Below are 18,894 nucleotides of genomic sequence, written 5' to 3' on the forward strand. Positions count from 1 at the left end.
ACCTGCTCCTTAAGCCAGCCACAGCAGGGTGTCACCCGGACTTACCGGACGGCCCGCCTGGCAGGCAATGCGTTTCACCGTGCCGGCCTGCGGCGCGACAATCGCCAGCTCCATCTTCATCGCTTCCACGATGATCAGCGTCTGACCGGCCTGCACCGTATCGCCCGGCGCAACCAGCACTTTCCAGATGTTGCCGTTCATGTCAGCGCACACTGCCAGCGCGTCGTCCTCTGCGTCGGCGACCACCAGCGTCTCTTCACTGGTGAGCGGCGCTTCCTGCTCTTCCTGCGCCCATAGCGTGACTTCCTGCTCAAACGCCGCGGCCTGACGCTCACGGAAGGCACTGATTTCCGGCGCGTTGTCGGCGAGGAACTGCTGATGCGCCGCGAAATCAAACTCGCTCTGCTCGATGCGAATGCGGGCGCGGCCGGCGCGGAAATCGTCACGCAGCTGCGTTAGTTCCGCTTCGCTCACCGGATAGAAACGCACCTGGTCAAAGAAGCGCAGCAGCCAGGGTTCGCCGGCGGCAAACTGATCGTTTTGCAGGAACTTATTCCAGATGGGCAGCGTGCGCCCCACCAGCTGATAGCCGCCCGGTGAATCCATGCCGTAGATGCACATGTACATGCCGCCAATGCCCACCGTACCTTCGGCGGTAAAGGTGCGCGCCGGGCTGTATTTAGAACTCAGCAGGCGATGGCGCGGATCGATCGGCACCGCGCACGGCGCGCCGAGATAGACATCGCCGAGACCGAGAATCAAATAGCTGGCGGCAAACAGGGTGTCGCGTACCGCTTCGCGGCTCGCCAGTCCATTGATGCGCTGAATGAAGTCAACGTTATTCGGCAGCCACGGCGCGCTGGCGCGAACCGTCTCTTTGTAACGCTCCACCGCGCCGAGCGTGGCGCTGTCTTCAAACGCCATCGGCAGCCAGACGATGCGCGACGGCACTTTCAGCGCGCTGACGTCACCCAGCCCGGCTTCCAGCTCCAGCAGCAGCGTCATCAGCTGCTGCTGACCGATCACCAGGCTGTCATAGCGCACCTGCAGCGAGCGCACGCCGGGCGACAGCTCTTCAATGCCGGGCTCTGCACGCTGGCGCAGCGCCTGCATCAGCAGGTGTACGCGCAGGCGCAGCGCCAGATCCAGCACGTTATCGCCGTACTCAATCAGCACATATTTGTCGCCCGCCTGGCGGTAGACCGCAGCAGGCGTGGTGGCGGTTGCCGGCAGCGCCGCTAACAGGGTGGCAGAACCGATGTCGCTCGCTGCCAGCGAAGGCACCGCGAAGGCCGGTGCGTGCTGGCTGCGCAGCGTGGTTACGCTGTGCGCCTGGGCTTTCTCCAGCGCGACCGCTTCGTCGGCGCTGATCGGGTGGAAGCGGATACGATCGCCCGGTTTGACCTGGCCGACTTTCCACAGCTCGGCTTTGGCGATGGTGACCGGGCAGACGAAGCCACCAAGGCTTGGGCCGTCGTGCGTCAGGATCACCGGGAAGTCACCGGTAAAGTTCACCGCGCCGATGGCGTATTCGCAGTCGTGTACGTTTGATGGATGCAGCCCGGCTTCACCGCCGTTAGCGCGCGTCCAGCTGGGTTTAGGCCCGACCAGACGGACGCCCAGCCGGTTGGAGTTGTAATGCACCTGCCAGTCGCTGGCAAAGAACTCATCGATGGCAGCCTGGGTGAAGAAATCCGGTGCGCCGTGCGGGCCGTACAGCACGCCAATGCGCCATTCGCTGCCGTAGTGCGGCACCAGCGCGCGATCCAGCGCTTCAGGTTCGCTGACCGGGGCTGGCGTGGTGCAGGCGGCGAGCGCCGGCTGGGAGATCGGCAGCATGTCGGCGACGCGCAGCGTACGTCCGGCGTGGCCGCCAAACTGGCCCAGCGAGAAGGTGGCGCGGCTGCCGAGGTATTCCGGCACGTCGAAACCATTACGCACCGCTAAATAGGTGCGGCAGCCGCTCTGCGCGCGGCCCAGCGTCAGGGTTTGTCCGGCTTTCACCGCCACCGGCTGCCAGTAGTCGACCGCGCTGCCGTCGAGATCGGCCGGACAGTCGGCACCGGTCAGCGCGATCAGCGCATCGCTGTGGAAACGCAGCGTCGGGCCCTGCAGGGTGAACTCCAGCCCGGCGGCGCTGGCGTGGTTGCCAACGATACGGTTGGCCAGGCGGAAGGCGAAGTCATCCATCGGGCCGGACGGCGGCACGCCGATGTCCCAGTAGCCCAGGCGGCCGGGAAAGTCCTGAATGCTGCTGAACGTGCCCGGCTGCAGCACTTCGATGACGCTGGCCGCTGGCGTAAAGCCGTCAAGGAAGCGCGTCCAGACGTTGCCGCTGCGGAAGGCGTCGGTCGCCACGATCTGACGCAGATAATCGAGATTGGTGGCGATGCCGTGCAGTTGGGTGGCGTCGAGCGCCTGCTGCAGCTTCGCCAGCGCGGCGTCGCGCGTTTCGCCATGCACGATCAGTTTGGCTACCATCGGATCGTAAAACGCCGTCACTTCGCTGCCAGTCTCGATCCAGCCGTCGACGCGCACCCCCGGCGGGAAGCTGACGTGGGTTAACACGCCCGGGCTCGGCTGGAAGTTTTTCAGCGGATCTTCGGCGTACAGCCGCACCTCAATCGATGCACCGTGCGGTGCCTGCTGCAGACGATCCCAGTCGATGGCATCATCCGCCGCCACCTGCAGCATGCACTCTACCAGGTCAAGGCCGGTGACGCACTCGGTCACCGGATGCTCCACCTGCAGGCGGGTGTTCACTTCGAGGAAATAAAACGCGTCCTGCGCGGCGTCATAGATGTACTCCACGGTGCCGGCGCTGCGGTAATTAACCAGCTCGCCCAGCCGCACCGCTGAAGCCAGCAGCGCTTCACGCGTGGCCTGCGGCAGATTAGGGGCCGGCGTCTCTTCCACCACCTTCTGATTGCGGCGCTGCAGCGAACAGTCGCGTTCGCCCAGCGCAATCACCTTGCCCTTGCCGTCGCCAAAAATCTGTACTTCCACGTGGCGCGCGCGGTCGATGCAGCGTTCAAGAAATACGCCGGCATCGCTGAAAAACTGCTCGCCCAGACGACGCACGCTCTCCCATGCATTTTCCAGTGCCGTGGCGTCGGCGCAGCGGGTCAGACCGATGCCGCCGCCGCCGGCGGTGCTTTTCAGCATCACCGGATAGCCAATGTCTTCCGCCGCGCTGAGTGCGTCCTGCAGCGAACTGAGCAGCGGCGTGCCCGGCGTCATCGGCACGCCGGCGCTGGCCGCCAGCTCACGGGCGCGATGCTTGAGACCAAATTCGCCGATCTGCTGTGCGGTCGGGCCGACAAACGCGATGCCGGCCTCTTCGCAGGCGGCGGCAAACGGCAGGCTCTCGGAGAGAAAACCGTAGCCGGGCCAGATGGCCTGCGCGCCGCTTTGCTGCGCAGCGGCGAGAATTTTGTCGATGCGCAGATAGCTGTCGCTGGCTTTGTCACCGCCAAGGGCGATGGCCACATCGGCTTCGGTAACGTGACGCGCGTTGCGGTCGGCATCCGAATAGACCGCCACGCTGGTTACGCCGAGGCGCTTCAGGGTGCGGATGGCACGGCAGGCGATTTCGCCACGGTTAGCAATCAGAACGGTGCTGAACATGATTAGTGATTCCCCTGTGACGTCAGCCAGTTGCGCCAGCCGCCGAATTCAGTGATTTCCAGCGCCTGCGTCAGCGCTGCCGGTTCGCAGATAAAGCCTTTCACGATGCGTCCATCCGCCAGCGTCAGCGAGCCGATGCCGAGCGGTGCCGGGATTTCCGCGACGAATTCGCCAAAGCGCGCCAGCGGGATGTCCCACAGTTCGACGGTGATGGCGGCACCGCTGTCGCCGCGCAGCAGGCCGGGCTTTTTGATCGGGCCATCAAGCAGGGCGAACAGGCGATAGTGGCTGGCGGTTTGCGTCTCTTCGACCCACACCGCCTGACGCGTGGTGAGCTGGAAATTCAGCGGCATGCCGGTGAGATGGGCACCGACCACCGCCACGCGCACGTGGTCAGGTGACGGCGGCAGCGCGGCGGGCTGCGGCGGCAGCGCTTTGCCGGTGGCCCCGAGCGGCAGCGCCAGCTGCTGCTGCCAGCGCAGGCCAAACGCCGCCAGCGCGCGGTCGTGCCACGCCGGGGCGATCAGCGTGATGCCCGCGGGCAGTCCATCGGCGCGGAACGGGCCGGGCAGCGCCAGCGCGCTGAGATCGGCCAGATTCGTGAAGTTGGTATAGGTGCCGAACTGCGAGTTGTAGTGCACCGGCTCCTGCTGCATCTCTTCCAGCGTATGGATGGTGGGCGAGGTCGGCACTACCAGCGCATCGAACCGGGCCAGCGTCTGCTGGATCTGGCGCGTCAGTTCGGCACGCAGGTATTCGGCCTGATACGCCTCGACGGCGCTGTACTGGCGGCCGCTGCTGACGATGCCGTACACCACCGGATCCATCTCTTCCGGGCGGTCGAGCATCTCGCCGACCGCCACAGTGCGCTCGGCGACCCACGGGCCGTAATAGAGCTGCTCTGCCAGCTGGTGGAAAGGGGCGAAGTCGATCGGGTGCAGCGTCGCACCGCTCGCCGTAAGCTGCTCCAGCGCACTGTGCCACGCCGCTTCCGCCTGCTGGTCACCGTAAAACTGCGGCGCGGCAGGGATCGCCAGCGAGGGTTGCGGCTGGAAACTGGCCGGTGCGCTGCGCGGCGACTGGCGCGCATAGACATCATCGGCGTCGTAGCCGCCCGCGATGCTGGCGACGCTAAAGGCATCGGCAACCGTCAGGGCGAACACCGAGATGGTGTCATTGAGACGGCAGGCCGGTACCACGCCGCTGGCCGAGAACCAGCCTTTGGTCGGCTTCAGTCCGACGATATTGTTAAAACCTGCCGGCACGCGGCCGGAGCCGGCGGTATCGGTGCCGAGCGAGAAGCCGACCAGGCCGCGCGCCAGCACTGACGCGGAGCCGGAGCTGGAACCGCCGCTGACGTAGGCCGGGTTAAAGGTGTTGCTCACCGCGCCATACGGCGAGCGGGTGCCAACCAGACCGGTCGCGTACTGATCGAGGTTGGTTTTACCGATGACGATAGCGCCTGCCGCTTTCAGCCTGGCCACCACGAAGGCATCGGCCGCCGCCTGATACGTCAGCGCCGGGCAGGCGGCGGTAGTCGGCCAGCCTGCCACGTCAATGTTGTCTTTGACGGCAAACGGCACGCCAAACAGCGGCAGCGCGGCCGGATTGCGCTGATACGCCGCCAGCAGCGGTTCAACCTGCGCCAGCAACTGGGCCGGCGAAGCGAGGTACAGCCAGGCATTATCCTGGTTATCGAGTGCGTCGAGATGTGCGGCCAGCAGTGCAGGGATCTGCTGTGCATCCTGCTGTGCGCAACGTTGCCAATCCTGAAGCGTAAAACCGAAGGTCGATGCCATGAGTGAATTCCAGCTGGTATACAAGATGGCATTCAACAGAGCAAAGCACGTGCCAGAGTTGTAACTGAATGAAAACGCATAGCTATTTGATGGGTAATAAGTTTTTGTGATGATTATTTGCACAATTGCGGCGCAGGCGCTGAACAATCACGGTGCGCCTGGGTAAATTTTGTGAAGAACGTGGCAAGAGCCGGTTGGCCTGGTTAGCATGAAGGGAGTCCGGCATAAGCTGGAGCGCAGCAATGAGGAGAGCGGAGTGGAGAAGTGGCGTAACTGGATGATAGGGATCTGTCTGGTCAGCACGGCCGGCAGCGTGTGGGCCGATTCGCTGGATCAGCAACGACAGCGCTATGCGCAGATCAAACAGGCCTGGGACAACAAACAGATGGACCAGGTTGAGCAGCTGATGCCAACGCTGCAGGATTATCCGCTCTATCCGTACCTGCAGTACCGCCTGCTGGCGCAGGATCTCGATCAGGAGACCGGGCTGGCGGTGAAAAACTTTATTCAGCAGTATCCGACGCTGCCGCCGGCGCGTTCGCTGCAGACGCGCTTTGTTAACGTGCTGGCGCACCGCCAGGACTGGCCGGGCGTGCTCAGCTTCAGCCCGGATAAGCCAAAGCCGGTGCAGGCGCGCTGTAACTGGTACTACGCCAAATGGGCGACCGGTCAGCAGCAGGCGGCGTTTGACGGGGCCAAAGCCATCTGGCTGCGCGGCACAGCGTTACCGAACGACTGCGACAAGCTGTTCTCGGTGTGGCAGGCGTCAGGGCAGCTGTCGCCGATCACCATCCTCGAACGCATCCGCCTGGCGATGAAAGCCGGCAACGACAGCCTGGTTAATTACCTGGCGAAAATGCTGCCGGCGGATTATCAAACCACCGCCAGCGCGCTGATTGCGCTACAGCAAAATCCCCAGACCGTCACCACTTTTGCCAGCACCCTCGGCCCGACCGATTTTACCCGCATGGCCACCAGCTACGCCTTTGCCCGCGTGGCGCGTCAGGATATGGACAACGCGCGCATGATGATCCCGCAGCTGGTTCAGGCGCAGAAGATGAGTCCGGCGGAAGAGCAGGATCTGAAAGAGACGGTGGTGTGGCGCATGATGGGTGCCGATCTCACCTCGGAGCAGGCGCGCTGGCGCGATGCGGTGGTGATGAACAGCGAATCCACCGCGCTGATTGAGCGGCGCGTGCGGCTGGCGCTGAGTGAAAACGACCGTCGCGGCCTGAACACCTGGATTGCCCGGCTGCCGGTGGAAGCCAAAGAGAAAGATGAGTGGCAGTACTGGCAGGCCGATTTACTGATGGCGCAGGGGCGCAAAGAGGAAGCGGATGAGATTCTGCGTAAGCTGATGCAGCAGCGCGGCTTCTATCCGATGGTGGCGGCACAGCGGCTGGGCGTCGAGTATCCGCTGCAGGTGGATCAGGCCCCGGCGGCGGACAATAGCGTGGTGCAGGGGCCGGAGATGGCGCGCGTGCGCGAGCTGATGTACTGGGGGCTGGATAACCTGGCGCGCAGCGAGTGGGCCAACCTGATCAGCAGCAAAACTCATACCCAGCAGCAGATGCTGGCGCGCTACGCCAATGAACAGGACTGGTGGGATCTCAGCGTGCAGGCCACCATCACCGCGAAAATGTGGGACAGCCTGAAAGAGCGTTTCCCGCTGGCGTGGCGCAATCTGTATCAGCAATACACCAGCGATAAAGGCATCACGCCAAGCTACGCCATGGCGATTTCCCGCCAGGAGAGCGCGTGGAACCCGAAAGCGCGCTCACCGGTTGGCGCCAGTGGCCTGATGCAGGTGATGCCGGGCACCGCCAGCCATACCGTGAAGATGTACAACATTCCGGGCTACGTTAACAGCAGCCAGCTGCTCGATCCGCAGACCAATATTCAGATTGGTACGCAGTATCTGGAGTATGTCTATCAGCAGTTTGGTCAGAACCGCATCTTCTCTTCTGCCGCCTATAATGCCGGCCCGGGGCGGGTGCGCAGCTGGCTGAATATCAGCGGCGGCAAACTGGATGCGGTGGCGTTTATCGAAACCATTCCCTTCTCGGAAACCCGCGGCTACGTGAAAAACGTGCTGGCCTACGATGCCTATTACCGCTACTTCATGGGCAAGCCGGATAAGATTCTCGCCGACGGCGAGTGGAATCGCCGTTACTGACTGTGTTATGCTTCCGTACTCGTTAATGAGTACGGAAGCCTTCATGAGCCAACCCCTTTCCCCGCAGCCGGTTGAAGACAACTGGCTGCGTTTCATCGACCTGATGCACAACGCGTTTTCCGATGACGTAGCGCTGCCCTTGCTGCAGCTGATGATGACGCCGGATGAGCGCGAAGCCTTAGGCACGCGCCTGCGCATTATCGAAGCGTTGATCAACGGTGATATCAGTCAGCGCGAGCTGAAAAACGAATTGGGCGTCGGGATTGCCACCATCACCCGTGGATCCAACAGCCTGAAAGAGGCGCCGCCCGAGCTCAAACGCTGGCTGGAAGCGCGCCTCGGGCGCAGCTGATTACTGCTGATACAGCGGGTGAGTGAACGGACAGAGCGCCAGAATCAGGGCCTGATGATAGACGCTGGAGCGGCTCAGCAGGCCGTGGGTGAAGGCGCCAATCGCACCGCCCTTGTGTTTGATATTCTCCACGCCGGTTAAGCGCGCCATTTCGTCACCGAGCTCATGCCCGGCAGCCAGACCGGCCATCACCACCGGCGGCAGCGTAAAGCTGGCAGAGCGGGATTCACCGCGCTGCTGCGCATTCTCCACCACCATCCAGGCAAAGGCGCAGTCGCCTTCGATGCCCGCTTCAATCGCCACCCAGTAATCCGCCTGTGGCCGCACATGACGCGCGTTCGCCACGCGCTGGCGTGCGCCAGTTCGCGTTTCGGCATCGCTTAAGGGCTGCGCGGCGACGCCGCTCTCGACCTCGACCCCTTCAATATGGCAGGATCCTTCGCCGAAAACGTCGTTGAACGCCTGAGCAATTGCGCGGATTTTTGCCGGATTGATGGTGGCTGCGACAACATGGTACATAATTACCTGAACCCTCGAGACAAATTTGTCGCAGTATAACGGAAATTAAGCATGTTACAGGTCTATCTTGTTCGTCACGGTGAAACGGTTTGGAATGCGGCCCGACGCATTCAGGGGCAGTCCGACAGTCCGCTGACGGATAAAGGTGAGCAGCAGGCGCATCAGGTGGGCGAGCGCGTGAAATCGCTGGGTATTACTCACGTGATTGCCAGCGATTTAGGACGTACCCGGCGCACCGCGGAGATTATCGCTGATGCCTGCGGTTGTACGGTGACGCTGGATGCCCGCCTGCGCGAGCTCAATATGGGCTGTCTGGAGCAGCGTCCGCTCGACGGCCTGACGGCGGAAGAGGAGAGCTGGCGTAAAGCGCTGGTGGATGGCACCGAAGGCGGCCGGATTCCGGGTGGTGAGTCGATGGAAGAGATGGCGACGCGCATGCATGACGCGCTCAATGCCTGTCTCGATCTGCCGGCGGGTAGCCGCCCGCTGCTGGTGAGCCACGGCATGGCGCTGGGTGTGCTGGTGAGTACCATTCTGGGGCTGCCGGCCCATGCGGAGCGCCGTTTGCGTCTGCGTAACTGCTCGATTTCGCGCGTTGATCATCAGCAAAGCGCGTGGCTCGCCGCCGGCTGGGTGGTCGAGACGGCCGGCGATGTGTCGCATCTGGATGCCCCGGCGCTGGATGAGCTGCAGCGTTAAGCGCGGTAGCGCATGGCGCAGAATGACTGCGTATCGGTGCGTATCAATGATCGCGTATCGGTGCGCATGAATGCGCACCCTACGGGAGCACGGTCAGTACGCATCGGCGACAAACGGTGATGCTTCTGTAGGGTCGCCATTCATGGCGACCATCGACAACGCCCGTTACTGCTGCGGACGAATCGGAATCAGATATTCGCAGCGAATCTCCATTGGCGGCTCGCTGCGCTTCTTGCCACCGTGCGTATAGAAACGCTCAATATCCTGGCCCTGACGGCGCACCAGGCCGAGGGTCGGCATACAGGTGCCGTACAGCAGCAGAATAAACTCCTGCAGCGCAGTGCGCGGTCCCTGATAGCTGAACTGCACATAATCCCCGGCTTCCAGAATCACGCTCTGGTTTGACTGCATGCTCAGCGCCTGCTGGTCGGCCGGCACCGCCGTGGTGTACAGAATCTCCTGCTCATCATCCTTCTCATGGCTGGCGCGTACCTGATGCAGGCCATACAGCACCGGTGGCACGGTATCGGTCTCCAGCAGGAACTGCTTCCAGAAGTGGATGCGCATCTCGTCGCGGTAGCTGGAGATCTGCTCCAGCGTACAGGTATAGCTTTGCGTTTGCCCCACCAGCACCGTTTCCGGCAGCGTGACGAACTGCGCTTGCGGCATCGGGTAATCATCGAGGCGAATCGGCGGGCGAATGCCGTACGAATTCCACTCCGACGAGCGGCGATACCACGCAGGTGTCTGATTGAACTGCTTTTTAAACGCGCGGGTAAAGGTTTGCTGCGAATCGAAGCGATACTGCAGCGCAATGTCGAGGATCGGCCGGCTGGTGAGACGCAGCGCGACGGCGGCCTTGGACAGCCGGCGGGCGCGGATATACGCGCCGATGGCGTGGCCAGTAACTTCCTTGAACATTCGCTGCAGGTGCCACTTGGAATAGCCCGCTTTTAGCGCAACGTTATCGAGCGAAAGGGGTTGATCCAGATGGCTTTCCAGCCAGACAAGCAAATCGCGAATGATACCGGCTTGGTCCATAAAACATCCTCATAACTCTCTGGTGGCGCAACGATGAAGTCACCGAATAGTAGCACGAATTGCACAACGGCGCGGGGGTGGTTTGCCAGTTAACTGTGCTACATCAATGCGGGTTGAAACCCGTTAGGTTTGGTTCTCGGTTCGATTAACAGTACATTACATTCACATCTATTCCGTTTGCAATGGTAACTCAATGACAATAGCTCGCAATCTTATAGTCACGCTGGCAACATTTATGTTGAGTCAGAGCGTGCTGGCCGAGGAGATCGGCTCCGTTGACACCGTATTCAAGATGTTTGGCCCCGATCATAAGATCGTGGTGGAAGCTTTCGACGACCCCGACGTTAAAAATGTAACCTGTTATATCAGCCGGGCAAAAACCGGCGGTATTAAGGGCGGACTGGGTCTGGCGGAAGATACTTCCGACGCGGCCATCTCCTGTCAGCAGGTGGGACCGATAGAGCTTAGCGATAAAATCGCGCAGGGCAAGGCGCAGGGTGAAGTGGTGTTCCGCAAACGCACTTCGCTGGTGTTTAAAAAGCTGCAGGTGGTGCGCTTCTTTGACCAGAAACGTCATGCGCTGGTGTACCTGAGCTATTCGGATAAAGTGGTCGATGGCTCACCGAAAAATGCGCTGAGCGCGGTGCCGATTATGCCGTGGCACTGAGTCGATAAAAAAACGCCCTGACGGGCGTTTTTTTGTTTCGCGACGGACGCTTAATCCTGCAGCTCGCCGCAGAAGCGGTAGCCTTCGCCGTGGATAGTGGCGATGATTTCCGGCGTGTCCGGCGTCGACTCAAAGTGTTTGCGGATGCGGCGAATGGTGACATCCACCGTGCGGTCATGCGGCTTCAGCTCGCGACCGGTCATCTTCTTCAGCAGGTCAGCACGCGTCTGGATTTTGCCTGGGTTTTCACAGAAGTGCAGCATGGCGCGGAACTCACTGCGCGGCAGCTTGTACTGATCGCCGTTCGGGCTGATCAGCGAGCGGCTGTTAATATCCAGTTCCCAGCCGTTGAAGCGATAGCTCTCGACCTGACGGCGCTCTTCGCTCGGCATCGCCAGATTCATGGTACGCGACAGCAGGTTGCGCGCACGAATCGTCAGCTCACGCGGATTGAACGGCTTGGTGATGTAGTCGTCGGCACCGATCTCCAGACCGAGGATTTTATCCACTTCGTTATCACGGCCGGTGAGGAACATCAGGGCGACGTTAGCCTGTTCGCGCAGTTCACGCGCCAGCAGTAAACCGTTTTTGCCCGGCAGGTTGATATCCATAATCACCAGATTGACGTCGTTATCGGTCAAAACCTGATGCATCTCGGCGCCGTCGGTGGCTTCATAGACCACGTAACCTTCGGCCTCAAAAATACTTTTGAGGGTGTTACGCGTGACCAGTTCGTCTTCAACGATAAGAATGTGCGGGGTCTGCATGTTTCGCTACCTAAAATTTGCCAACAAATCGAAAACAGGGCGTACGGCGGTTGCCATAACTGTTCCACTGAACAGTGGGCCGTTCGCAACCGGTGTACGAAATGATCTTCGGAATACACCATCCATCTACGTCAACTTCAGTGTTAGCTCAGCCAGTCAGGATGAATATTTGCGTGCCCCGTGGGTATCGGACTGGCGCTTATCCTAACCGTATTAACAGCAACCTAACAGCACCAACAACAACCGATAAGCATAAAAACAACGCTTCGTTGACTTATATCAAATGCAAGTGTAGCACGTTAACACTTTTATGAAAAACTTCTACTGGAATGCCAGCTTAGCTCACAAAAAGCAGCATTTTCGCTACATTTCAGCTGCATCAGCGCAAAAGTAAAACCTGCAGGTAATAACTTTTCAATTGCATGAAAAATAATGTTTTAATATGGGTTTGGCGCATAAATTTTGCTTATTACGCATAATTGCGCCTGCCCGGCACTTTTGCCCTGTTTTAACATCCTTAACATCTTATTTTCTCATGCCCGTGCGGTTGGTATTTTGTCGCCTGCATGCCAACATAGGTCGGGTTATTAACCGTTCGATGGAAAAATCATGCATTTCCCCCTGATCCTTGTCTCACCCGCTCGCCCGGAGAATATCGGCGCGGCCGCCCGCGCCATGAAAACCATGGGATTTAGCGAGTTGCGTATTGTCGCCAGTGACGCCTGGCAGGATCCGGCCGCGCGGCGTGTGGCCCACGGCGCCGGTGAGATTCTCGACCACGTGCAAACCTATGACACGCTGAGCGCCGCGCTGGCGGATGTCGATTTTTCCGTGGCCACGACCGCCCGCAGCCGGGCGAAGTTTCGCTATTACGCCACGCCGGCGCAGGTCGAAACCATCCTGCAGGAGAAGCGTCAGTGGCTGAATCGCATCGCGCTGGTGTTTGGCCGTGAAGACAGTGGGCTGACTAATGAGGAGCTGGAACAGGTCGATCTGCTGACCGGCATTCCGATGGCGCAGGACTATCCTTCACTGAATCTCGGCCAGGCGGTGATGGTGTACTGCTATCAGCTGTCGGCGCTGCACCAGGTGGCAGCCGCGCCGGTTGAGGCGGCTAACGCGCAGCAGCTGCAGGCGCTGCGTCAGCGCTTTCATCAGCTGCTGGTGACGCTGGAAGTCAGCAATGATGCCAAGCTGGCAGACTGGATCGATCAGCGCATCGGTCTGCTTGAGCAGCGCGACAGCGCCATGCTGCACCGTTTGCTGCACGACGTAGAAAAAAAACTTATAGATAATTGCTCGGGAAAACCGGCTCCGGACAGTGAGTGATCGGGCGTCTGTGACGCTGCCTGAACGATCGCAATCCGATTCGGCGTCTGCGGCGCAGCACTGCGCAGCAGCACCATTCGGGTGCAAAGACAAATTCGTTGACTTAACGTGCGCTTTGCTTTACTTCTGGAAGGCAGACGGACAAGACAAAGACAGACAGAAAAAATCTCAATGCGTAACCACAGCCTGAACACCACCATTATTATTACCACCACCATTACCACAGGTAACGGTGCGGGCTGACGCATACAGGAAAAACAAAAGAAAGAAGCCCGCACCTCAACAGTGCGGGCTTTTTTTTCGGCAAAAATTCAGGAGAGCTTCAATCATGCGAGTGCTGAAATTCGGCGGAACCTCGGTAGCCAATGCGGAACGTTTTCTCCGCGTGGCAGATATTCTGGAAAGCAATGCGCAACAGGGACAGGTTGCCACCGTGCTCTCTGCGCCAGCGAAAATCACCAATCATCTGGTAGCGATGATTGAGAAAACCATCAGCGGCCAGGATGCGCTGCCGAATATCAGCGATGCCGAACGCATTTTTGCCGAACTGCTGCAGGGGCTGGCCGATGCTCAGCCAGGTTTCGATTACGATGGCCTGAAAACCCGCGTTGAGCTGGAGTTTGCCCAGCTGAAACAGGTGCTGCACGGCATCAGCCTGCTGGGGCAGTGCCCGGATGCCGTCAACGCCGCCATTATCTGTCGCGGTGAGAAGCTGTCGATTGCCATCATGGAAGCGCTGCTGCAGGCGCGCGGCCACAAAGTGACGGTGATCGATCCGGTCGAGAAACTGCTGGCGGTGGGCCACTATCTTGAATCGACCGTGGATATCGCCGAATCCACCCGGCGTATCGCGGCCAGCCAGATCCCGACCGACCACATGATCCTGATGGCGGGCTTCACCGCCGGCAATGAGAAGGGCGAGCTGGTGGTGCTGGGGCGTAATGGCTCCGACTACTCGGCGGCCGTGCTGGCGGCGTGTCTGCGCGCGGACTGCTGTGAAATCTGGACCGATGTCGATGGCGTTTACACCTGCGATCCGCGTCAGGTACCGGATGCGCGTCTGCTGAAGTCGATGTCCTATCAGGAGGCGATGGAGCTCTCCTACTTTGGTGCCAAAGTGCTGCACCCGCGCACCATCGCGCCGATTGCTCAGTTCCAGATTCCGTGCTTAATCAAAAATACCGCCAATCCTCAGGCGCCAGGTACCCTGATTGGCGGCGAAGGCGAAGTGGATGAGAACCCGGTAAAAGGCATCACCAATCTGAATAACATGGCGATGTTTAACGTCTCCGGTCCGGGCATGAAAGGGATGGTGGGCATGGCGGCGCGCGTGTTTGCCGCGATGTCGCGCACCGGCATTTCCGTGGTGCTGATTACCCAATCCTCTTCCGAATACAGCATCAGCTTCTGCGTGCCGCAGAGCGAGCAGGCGCGCGCGCGTCGCGTACTGGAAGAGGAATTCTACCTCGAACTGAAAGATGGCCTGCTCGATCCGCTCGACGTGCTGGAGCAGCTGGCGGTGATTTCGGTGGTGGGCGACGGCATGCGCACGCTGCGCGGCATCTCTGCTAAATTCTTCTCTGCGCTGGCACGCGCCAACATCAATATCGTGGCGATTGCCCAGGGCTCCTCTGAGCGCTCCATTTCGGTCGTGGTCAGCAACGATGACGTCACCACCGGCGTGCGCGTGGTGCATCAGATGCTGTTCGCCACCGATCAGGTGATCGAAGTGTTTGTGGTGGGCGTCGGCGGCGTCGGCGGCGCGCTGCTTGAGCAGCTGCACCGTCAGCAGGCGTGGCTGAAGGGCAAGCATATCGATCTGCGCGTGTGCGGCATCGCCAATTCGCATGCGCTGCTGACCAACGTGCACGGCATCGACCTCAGCAACTGGAAGGCGGCGCTGGCGGAAGCCAAAGAGCCGTTTAACCTCGGCCGGCTGATTCGTCTGGTGAAAGAGTACCATCTGCTCAACCCGGTGATCGTCGACTGTACCTCCAGCCAGGCGGTGGCCGATCAGTACGCGGACTTCCTCGCCGAAGGTTTCCACGTGGTCACGCCGAATAAAAAGGCCAATACCTCGTCGTGGAATTACTACCAGCAGATGCGTGCGGCGGCGGCGAAATCGCGCCGTAAGTTCCTTTACGACACCAACGTCGGTGCCGGTCTGCCGGTGATTGAAAACCTGCAGAACCTGCTGAACGCCGGCGATGAGCTGATCAAATTCTCCGGCATCCTGTCGGGCTCGCTGTCGTTTATCTTTGGCAAGCTGGATGAGGGCGTGACGCTGTCCGAAGCTACCCGCATGGCGCGCGAGCTGGGCTTTACCGAGCCGGATCCGCGTGACGATCTGTCCGGTACTGACGTGGCGCGTAAGCTGCTGATTCTGGCACGTGAGGCGGGTCATCAGCTGGAGCTGAGCGACATCGACATCGAACCGCTGCTGCCCGCCAGCCTGACGGACATCGCCGACGTCGATCAGTTTATGGCGCGGCTGCCGGAGCTGGACAACGCCTTTGCCGCGCGCGTTGCCAAAGCGCGTGATGAGGGTAAAGTGTTACGCTTCGTCGGCGCGATTGAAGAGGGCGGCGCCTGCAAAGTTAAAATCGATGCGGTGGACGGCAACGATCCGCTGTACAAAGTGAAGAACGGCGAGAACGCCCTGGCGTTTTACAGCCGCTATTATCAGCCGATTCCGCTGGTTCTGCGCGGATATGGCGCGGGGAATGATGTCACCGCGGCGGGTGTGTTTGCCGATTTGCTGCGCACGCTGACGTGGAAGTTGGGAGTTTAATGATGGTAAAAATTTATGCACCGGCCTCGATAGGTAACGTCAGCGTCGGCTTTGATGTGCTGGGCGCGGCGGTTTCGCCGGTGGATGGCTCGCTGCTGGGCGACTGCGTGTCGGTCGAAGCGGCAGACCAGTTTAGCCTGCAGAATAAAGGGCGCTTTGTCAGCAAACTGCCCGCCGATCCGCAGGACAACATCGTTTACCAGTGCTGGCAGCGTTTCTGCCAGGCGATTGGTAAAGACGTTCCGGTGGCGATGACGCTGGAGAAAAACATGCCGATTGGTTCAGGCCTCGGTTCCAGCGCCTGCTCGGTGGTGGCCGGCCTGATGGCGATGAATGAGTTCTGCGGCCAGCCGCTTAACGACACCGAGCTGCTGGCGCTGATGGGCGAGCTGGAAGGGCGCATCTCCGGCAGCGTGCACTATGACAACGTCGCGCCGTGCTTCCTGGGCGGCGTACAGCTGATGATTGAAGAGAACGGGATCATCAGCCAGGAGGTGCCGTGCTTTGATGACTGGCTGTGGGTAATGGCTTATCCGGGCATCAAAGTCTCCACGGCGGAAGCACGCGCCATCCTGCCGGCGCAGTATCGCAAGCAGGATGCCATCAAACATGGTCGTCTGCTGGCCGGCTTTATTCACGCCTGCCACACCCGTCAGCCGCTGCTGGCGGCTAAACTGATGCAGGATGTGATCGCCGAGCCGTATCGCACCAAACTGCTGCCGGGCTTTGCTGAGGCGCGGCAGGCTGCCAGCGACATCGGCGCGCTGGCCTGCGGGATTTCGGGCTCTGGCCCGACACTTTTCGCCGTTTGCAACGAGATGGCAACGGCACAGCGGATGGCGGACTGGCTGAGCCAGCACTATCTGCAGAATGAGGAAGGCTTCGTCCATATCTGCCGTCTTGATACGGCTGGCGCACGTAAACTGGGATAACGCATGAAACTCTACAACCTTAAGGATCATAACGAGCAGGTTAGCTTCGCGCAGGCCGTGAAACAGGGCCTCGGCTCGCAGCAGGGGCTGTTTTTCCCGCTGGAACTGCCGGAATTCGAGCTGACCGACATTGATGCGATGCTGGAGATGGATTTCGTCAGCCGCAGCAGCAAGATTCTCTCTGCTTACATCGGCGATGAAATTGCCGCGCACCAGCTGGCCGAGCGCGTGAAGAACGCCTTTGCTTTCCCGGCACCGGTGAGCCAGGTGAGCGACGATGTGGCCTGCCTCGAACTGTTCCACGGTCCGACGCTGGCGTTTAAAGATTTCGGCGGGCGCTTTATGGCGCAGATGCTGTCGTACGTGTCTGGCGCGGATGAGCAGATCACCATTCTGACCGCGACCTCCGGCGATACCGGCGCAGCGGTGGCGCACGCGTTCTACGGCATGGAAAACGTGCGCGTGGTCATCCTCTATCCGCAGGGCAAAATCAGTCCGCTGCAGGAGAAGCTGTTCTGTACGCTGGGCGGCAACATTGAAACCATCGCGATCGATGGCGACTTCGATGCCTGTCAGGCGCTGGTTAAGCAGGCGTTTGATGACGAAGAGCTGAAAAAAGCCATCGGCCTGAATTCGGCTAACTCCATCAATATCAGCCGTCTGCTGGCACAGATTTGCTATTACTTCGAGGCGGTGGCGCAACTGCCGCAGGAGAAACGTAATCAGCTGGTGGTGTCGGTGCCAAGCGGCAACTTCGGCGATCTCACGGCCGGCTTGCTGGCGAAATCGCTCGGTCTGCCGATCAAGCGCTTTATCGCCGCGACCAACGCCAACGATACCGTGCCGCGCTTCCTTGCCGACGGTCAGTGGCAGCCGAACGCGACCGTGGCAACGCTGTCGAACGCGATGGATGTCAGCCAGCCTAACAACTGGCCGCGCGTGGAAGAGCTGTTCCGCCGCAAAACCTGGCGCCTGACCGATCTGGCCTACGGCGCGGTGTCGGATGAGACCACCAAAGCCACCATGCGCGAGCTGGCAGAGCTGGGTTACCTGTCAGAACCGCACGCGGCGATTGCCTATCGTCTGCTGCGCGATCAGCTGCAGGAAGGGGAGTTTGGCCTGTTCCTCGGCACCGCGCATCCGGCGAAGTTTAAGGAGAGCGTGGAAGAGATTCTCGGCCAGCCGCTGCCGCTGCCGGAAGCGCTGGCCGCGCGCGCCGATTTGCCGCTGCTGTCGCATGCCATGAAGGCGGATTTCGCCGCGCTGCGGGCGTTTTTGCTGAAGTAAATACCCAACGGGCCGGTCACATCGGCCCGTTATGCATTTTTATCGCGGCGCGATTTAACGCGCGGGTTTTTAACAGACGCGCATTAATTTGCGCCGCTACGATTCAGGTGAAGCTGGCGTTATTGCTCGCGGCGCTTAAATACCAGCTCGTTACCCTTACTCTCCGCCGCATCAAAGAAATAACCGTCAACATCAAACTTCTTCAGCTGCGTCGGTTTTGTCAGGCGCTTCTCAATCACGTAACGGCTCATCAGGCCACGCGCCTTCTTGGCGTAGAAACTGATCACCTTGAACTTACCGTTTTTCTCATCGAGGAACACCGGCTTAACCAGCTCGGCATTCAGCTGCTTCGGCTTGATGGCTTTGAAATACTCATCGGAGGCGAGGTTGATCAGCACGTCATCGCCCTGTTCCGCCAGCGCGTCGTTGAGCTTTTGCGTCAGCAGGTCGCCCCAGAAGCTGTAGAGATCTTTGCCGGCCGGATTCGCCAGTTTGATGCCCATCTCTAAGCGGTACGGCTGCATCAAATCCAGCGGGCGCAGCAGGCCATACAGACCCGAAAGCATACGCAGGTGTTTTTGGGCAAAATCAAAGTCGGCTTCGCTGAAGGTCTCGGCCTGCAAACCGGTATAAACATCACCTTTGAAGGCCAGAATTGCCTGCCGCGCATTATCGGGTGAGAAGGGCGGCTGCCACTGGCTGAAACGGTCGGCGTTGAGGTGCGCCAGTTTGTCGCTGATGCCCATCAGCGAAGCGATTTGCGCCGGGGAAAGATCGCGCGCCACGTCAATCAGCTGCTGTGATTTTTCTAACAGCGCCGGTTGGGTAAACCGTGACGTTGCCAGCGGGCTTTCATAATCCAGTGTCTTGGCTGGCGAGATAACCATCAGCATTGTGTCTGTCCTCGT

The 18,894-nt window shown here is 60.2% G+C and carries 15 protein-coding genes and 1 other annotated feature; of the genes, 9 read left to right on the forward strand and 6 right to left on the reverse strand.

The window, feature by feature from the left end:
- Positions 1-9: 9 nt before the first annotated feature.
- Together uca and atzF are read right to left on the reverse strand one after the other, a co-directional pair.
- Entirely contained in the window at positions 10-3,627 is a 3,618-nt protein-coding gene (uca, locus tag H7K56_RS19855) for an urea carboxylase (protein ID WP_150361298.1), read from the reverse strand.
- Between the two features lie 2 nt (positions 3,628-3,629).
- The gene (gene atzF / locus H7K56_RS19860; protein ID WP_182689047.1) at positions 3,630-5,426 is read right to left on the reverse strand and encodes an allophanate hydrolase; all 1,797 of its coding nucleotides are present in this window, start codon (positions 5,424-5,426) and stop codon (positions 3,630-3,632) included.
- Between the two features lie 256 nt (positions 5,427-5,682).
- Between atzF and sltY the strand changes: the two genes are divergently transcribed.
- Positions 5,683-7,602, forward strand: coding sequence for a murein transglycosylase (sltY, locus tag H7K56_RS19865; protein WP_150361806.1), 1,920 nt, complete (start codon positions 5,683-5,685; stop codon positions 7,600-7,602).
- Between the two features lie 43 nt (positions 7,603-7,645).
- Positions 7,646-7,954 carry a trp operon repressor gene (gene trpR / locus H7K56_RS19870; RefSeq protein WP_021508685.1) on the forward strand — a complete coding sequence of 103 codons (309 nt, stop codon included), beginning with the start codon at positions 7,646-7,648 and terminating at the stop codon, positions 7,952-7,954.
- Here the strand turns inward: trpR and yjjX are convergent, their stop codons facing one another.
- On the reverse strand, positions 7,955-8,473 hold the full coding sequence (yjjX, locus tag H7K56_RS19875; RefSeq protein ID WP_021508686.1) for an inosine/xanthosine triphosphatase: 519 nt from the start codon (positions 8,471-8,473) through the stop codon (positions 7,955-7,957).
- 51 nt (positions 8,474-8,524) lie between these two features.
- Here yjjX and gpmB point away from each other — a divergent pair, with 51 nt between their 5' ends.
- Complete coding sequence (gpmB, locus tag H7K56_RS19880) at positions 8,525-9,172, forward strand: 2,3-diphosphoglycerate-dependent phosphoglycerate mutase GpmB (protein WP_104093703.1); 648 nt, start codon at positions 8,525-8,527, stop codon at positions 9,170-9,172.
- Between the two features lie 165 nt (positions 9,173-9,337).
- Here gpmB and robA read toward each other — a convergent pair whose 3' ends face one another.
- Positions 9,338-10,213 carry an MDR efflux pump AcrAB transcriptional activator RobA gene (gene robA, locus H7K56_RS19885; protein ID WP_021508651.1) on the reverse strand — a complete coding sequence of 292 codons (876 nt, stop codon included), beginning with the start codon at positions 10,211-10,213 and terminating at the stop codon, positions 9,338-9,340.
- Between the two features lie 193 nt (positions 10,214-10,406).
- Here robA and creA point away from each other — a divergent pair, with 193 nt between their 5' ends.
- Positions 10,407-10,880, forward strand: a complete 474-nt coding sequence (gene creA, locus H7K56_RS19890; RefSeq protein WP_022548913.1) for a protein CreA — start codon at positions 10,407-10,409, stop codon at positions 10,878-10,880.
- A 50-nt stretch (positions 10,881-10,930) separates the two neighbouring features.
- On the opposite strand, the gene arcA is transcribed toward creA, so the two are convergent.
- Complete coding sequence (gene arcA, locus H7K56_RS19895; RefSeq protein ID WP_021508652.1) at positions 10,931-11,647, reverse strand: two-component system response regulator ArcA; 717 nt, start codon at positions 11,645-11,647, stop codon at positions 10,931-10,933.
- A gap of 609 nt (positions 11,648-12,256) precedes the next feature.
- On the opposite strand from arcA, the gene H7K56_RS19900 reads away from it, so the two are divergent.
- From H7K56_RS19900 to thrC, 5 genes are all read left to right on the forward strand, one after another.
- Entirely contained in the window at positions 12,257-12,976 is a 720-nt protein-coding gene (locus H7K56_RS19900; RefSeq protein ID WP_150361804.1) for a tRNA/rRNA methyltransferase, read from the forward strand.
- A 171-nt stretch (positions 12,977-13,147) separates the two neighbouring features.
- Positions 13,148-13,219 carry a thr operon leader peptide gene (gene thrL / locus H7K56_RS23210; RefSeq protein ID WP_128601299.1) on the forward strand — a complete coding sequence of 24 codons (72 nt, stop codon included), beginning with the start codon at positions 13,148-13,150 and terminating at the stop codon, positions 13,217-13,219.
- Positions 13,155-13,278 (forward strand) — a sequence feature (Thr leader region). It overlaps the preceding gene by 65 nt.
- A 26-nt stretch (positions 13,279-13,304) precedes the next feature.
- The gene (thrA, locus tag H7K56_RS19910) at positions 13,305-15,767 is read left to right on the forward strand and encodes a bifunctional aspartate kinase/homoserine dehydrogenase I (protein ID WP_021508654.1); all 2,463 of its coding nucleotides are present in this window, start codon (positions 13,305-13,307) and stop codon (positions 15,765-15,767) included.
- A 2-nt stretch (positions 15,768-15,769) separates the two neighbouring features.
- Positions 15,770-16,699, forward strand: a complete 930-nt coding sequence (gene thrB / locus H7K56_RS19915; protein ID WP_031279903.1) for a homoserine kinase — start codon at positions 15,770-15,772, stop codon at positions 16,697-16,699.
- A gap of 3 nt (positions 16,700-16,702) precedes the next feature.
- Entirely contained in the window at positions 16,703-17,986 is a 1,284-nt protein-coding gene (thrC, locus tag H7K56_RS19920; protein ID WP_021508656.1) for a threonine synthase, read from the forward strand.
- A 119-nt stretch (positions 17,987-18,105) separates the two neighbouring features.
- On the opposite strand, the gene yaaA is transcribed toward thrC, so the two are convergent.
- The gene (gene yaaA, locus H7K56_RS19925; RefSeq protein WP_058757132.1) at positions 18,106-18,879 is read right to left on the reverse strand and encodes a peroxide stress protein YaaA; all 774 of its coding nucleotides are present in this window, start codon (positions 18,877-18,879) and stop codon (positions 18,106-18,108) included.
- Positions 18,880-18,894: the final 15 nt, after the last annotated feature.

It is taken from the genome of Pantoea dispersa (genome assembly GCF_014155765.1).
Lineage (GTDB): Bacteria > Pseudomonadota > Gammaproteobacteria > Enterobacterales > Enterobacteriaceae > Pantoea > Pantoea dispersa.

Coding starts and splice junctions, on each gene's coding strand:
- thrA (WP_021508654.1), top strand. CDS start 13,305: ATGCGAGTGCTGAAATTCGGCGGAACCTCGGTAGCCAATGCGGAACGT.
- creA (WP_022548913.1), top strand. CDS start 10,407: ATGACAATAGCTCGCAATCTTATAGTCACGCTGGCAACATTTATGTTG.
- gpmB (WP_104093703.1), top strand. CDS start 8,525: ATGTTACAGGTCTATCTTGTTCGTCACGGTGAAACGGTTTGGAATGCG.
- arcA (WP_021508652.1), bottom strand. CDS start 11,647: ATGCAGACCCCGCACATTCTTATCGTTGAAGACGAACTGGTCACGCGT.
- robA (WP_021508651.1), bottom strand. CDS start 10,213: ATGGACCAAGCCGGTATCATTCGCGATTTGCTTGTCTGGCTGGAAAGC.
- thrB (WP_031279903.1), top strand. CDS start 15,770: ATGGTAAAAATTTATGCACCGGCCTCGATAGGTAACGTCAGCGTCGGC.
- uca (WP_150361298.1), bottom strand. CDS start 3,627: ATGTTCAGCACCGTTCTGATTGCTAACCGTGGCGAAATCGCCTGCCGT.
- yaaA (WP_058757132.1), bottom strand. CDS start 18,879: ATGCTGATGGTTATCTCGCCAGCCAAGACACTGGATTATGAAAGCCCG.
- yjjX (WP_021508686.1), bottom strand. CDS start 8,473: ATGTACCATGTTGTCGCAGCCACCATCAATCCGGCAAAAATCCGCGCA.
- trpR (WP_021508685.1), top strand. CDS start 7,646: ATGAGCCAACCCCTTTCCCCGCAGCCGGTTGAAGACAACTGGCTGCGT.
- H7K56_RS19900 (WP_150361804.1), top strand. CDS start 12,257: ATGCATTTCCCCCTGATCCTTGTCTCACCCGCTCGCCCGGAGAATATC.
- atzF (WP_182689047.1), bottom strand. CDS start 5,426: ATGGCATCGACCTTCGGTTTTACGCTTCAGGATTGGCAACGTTGCGCA.
- thrC (WP_021508656.1), top strand. CDS start 16,703: ATGAAACTCTACAACCTTAAGGATCATAACGAGCAGGTTAGCTTCGCG.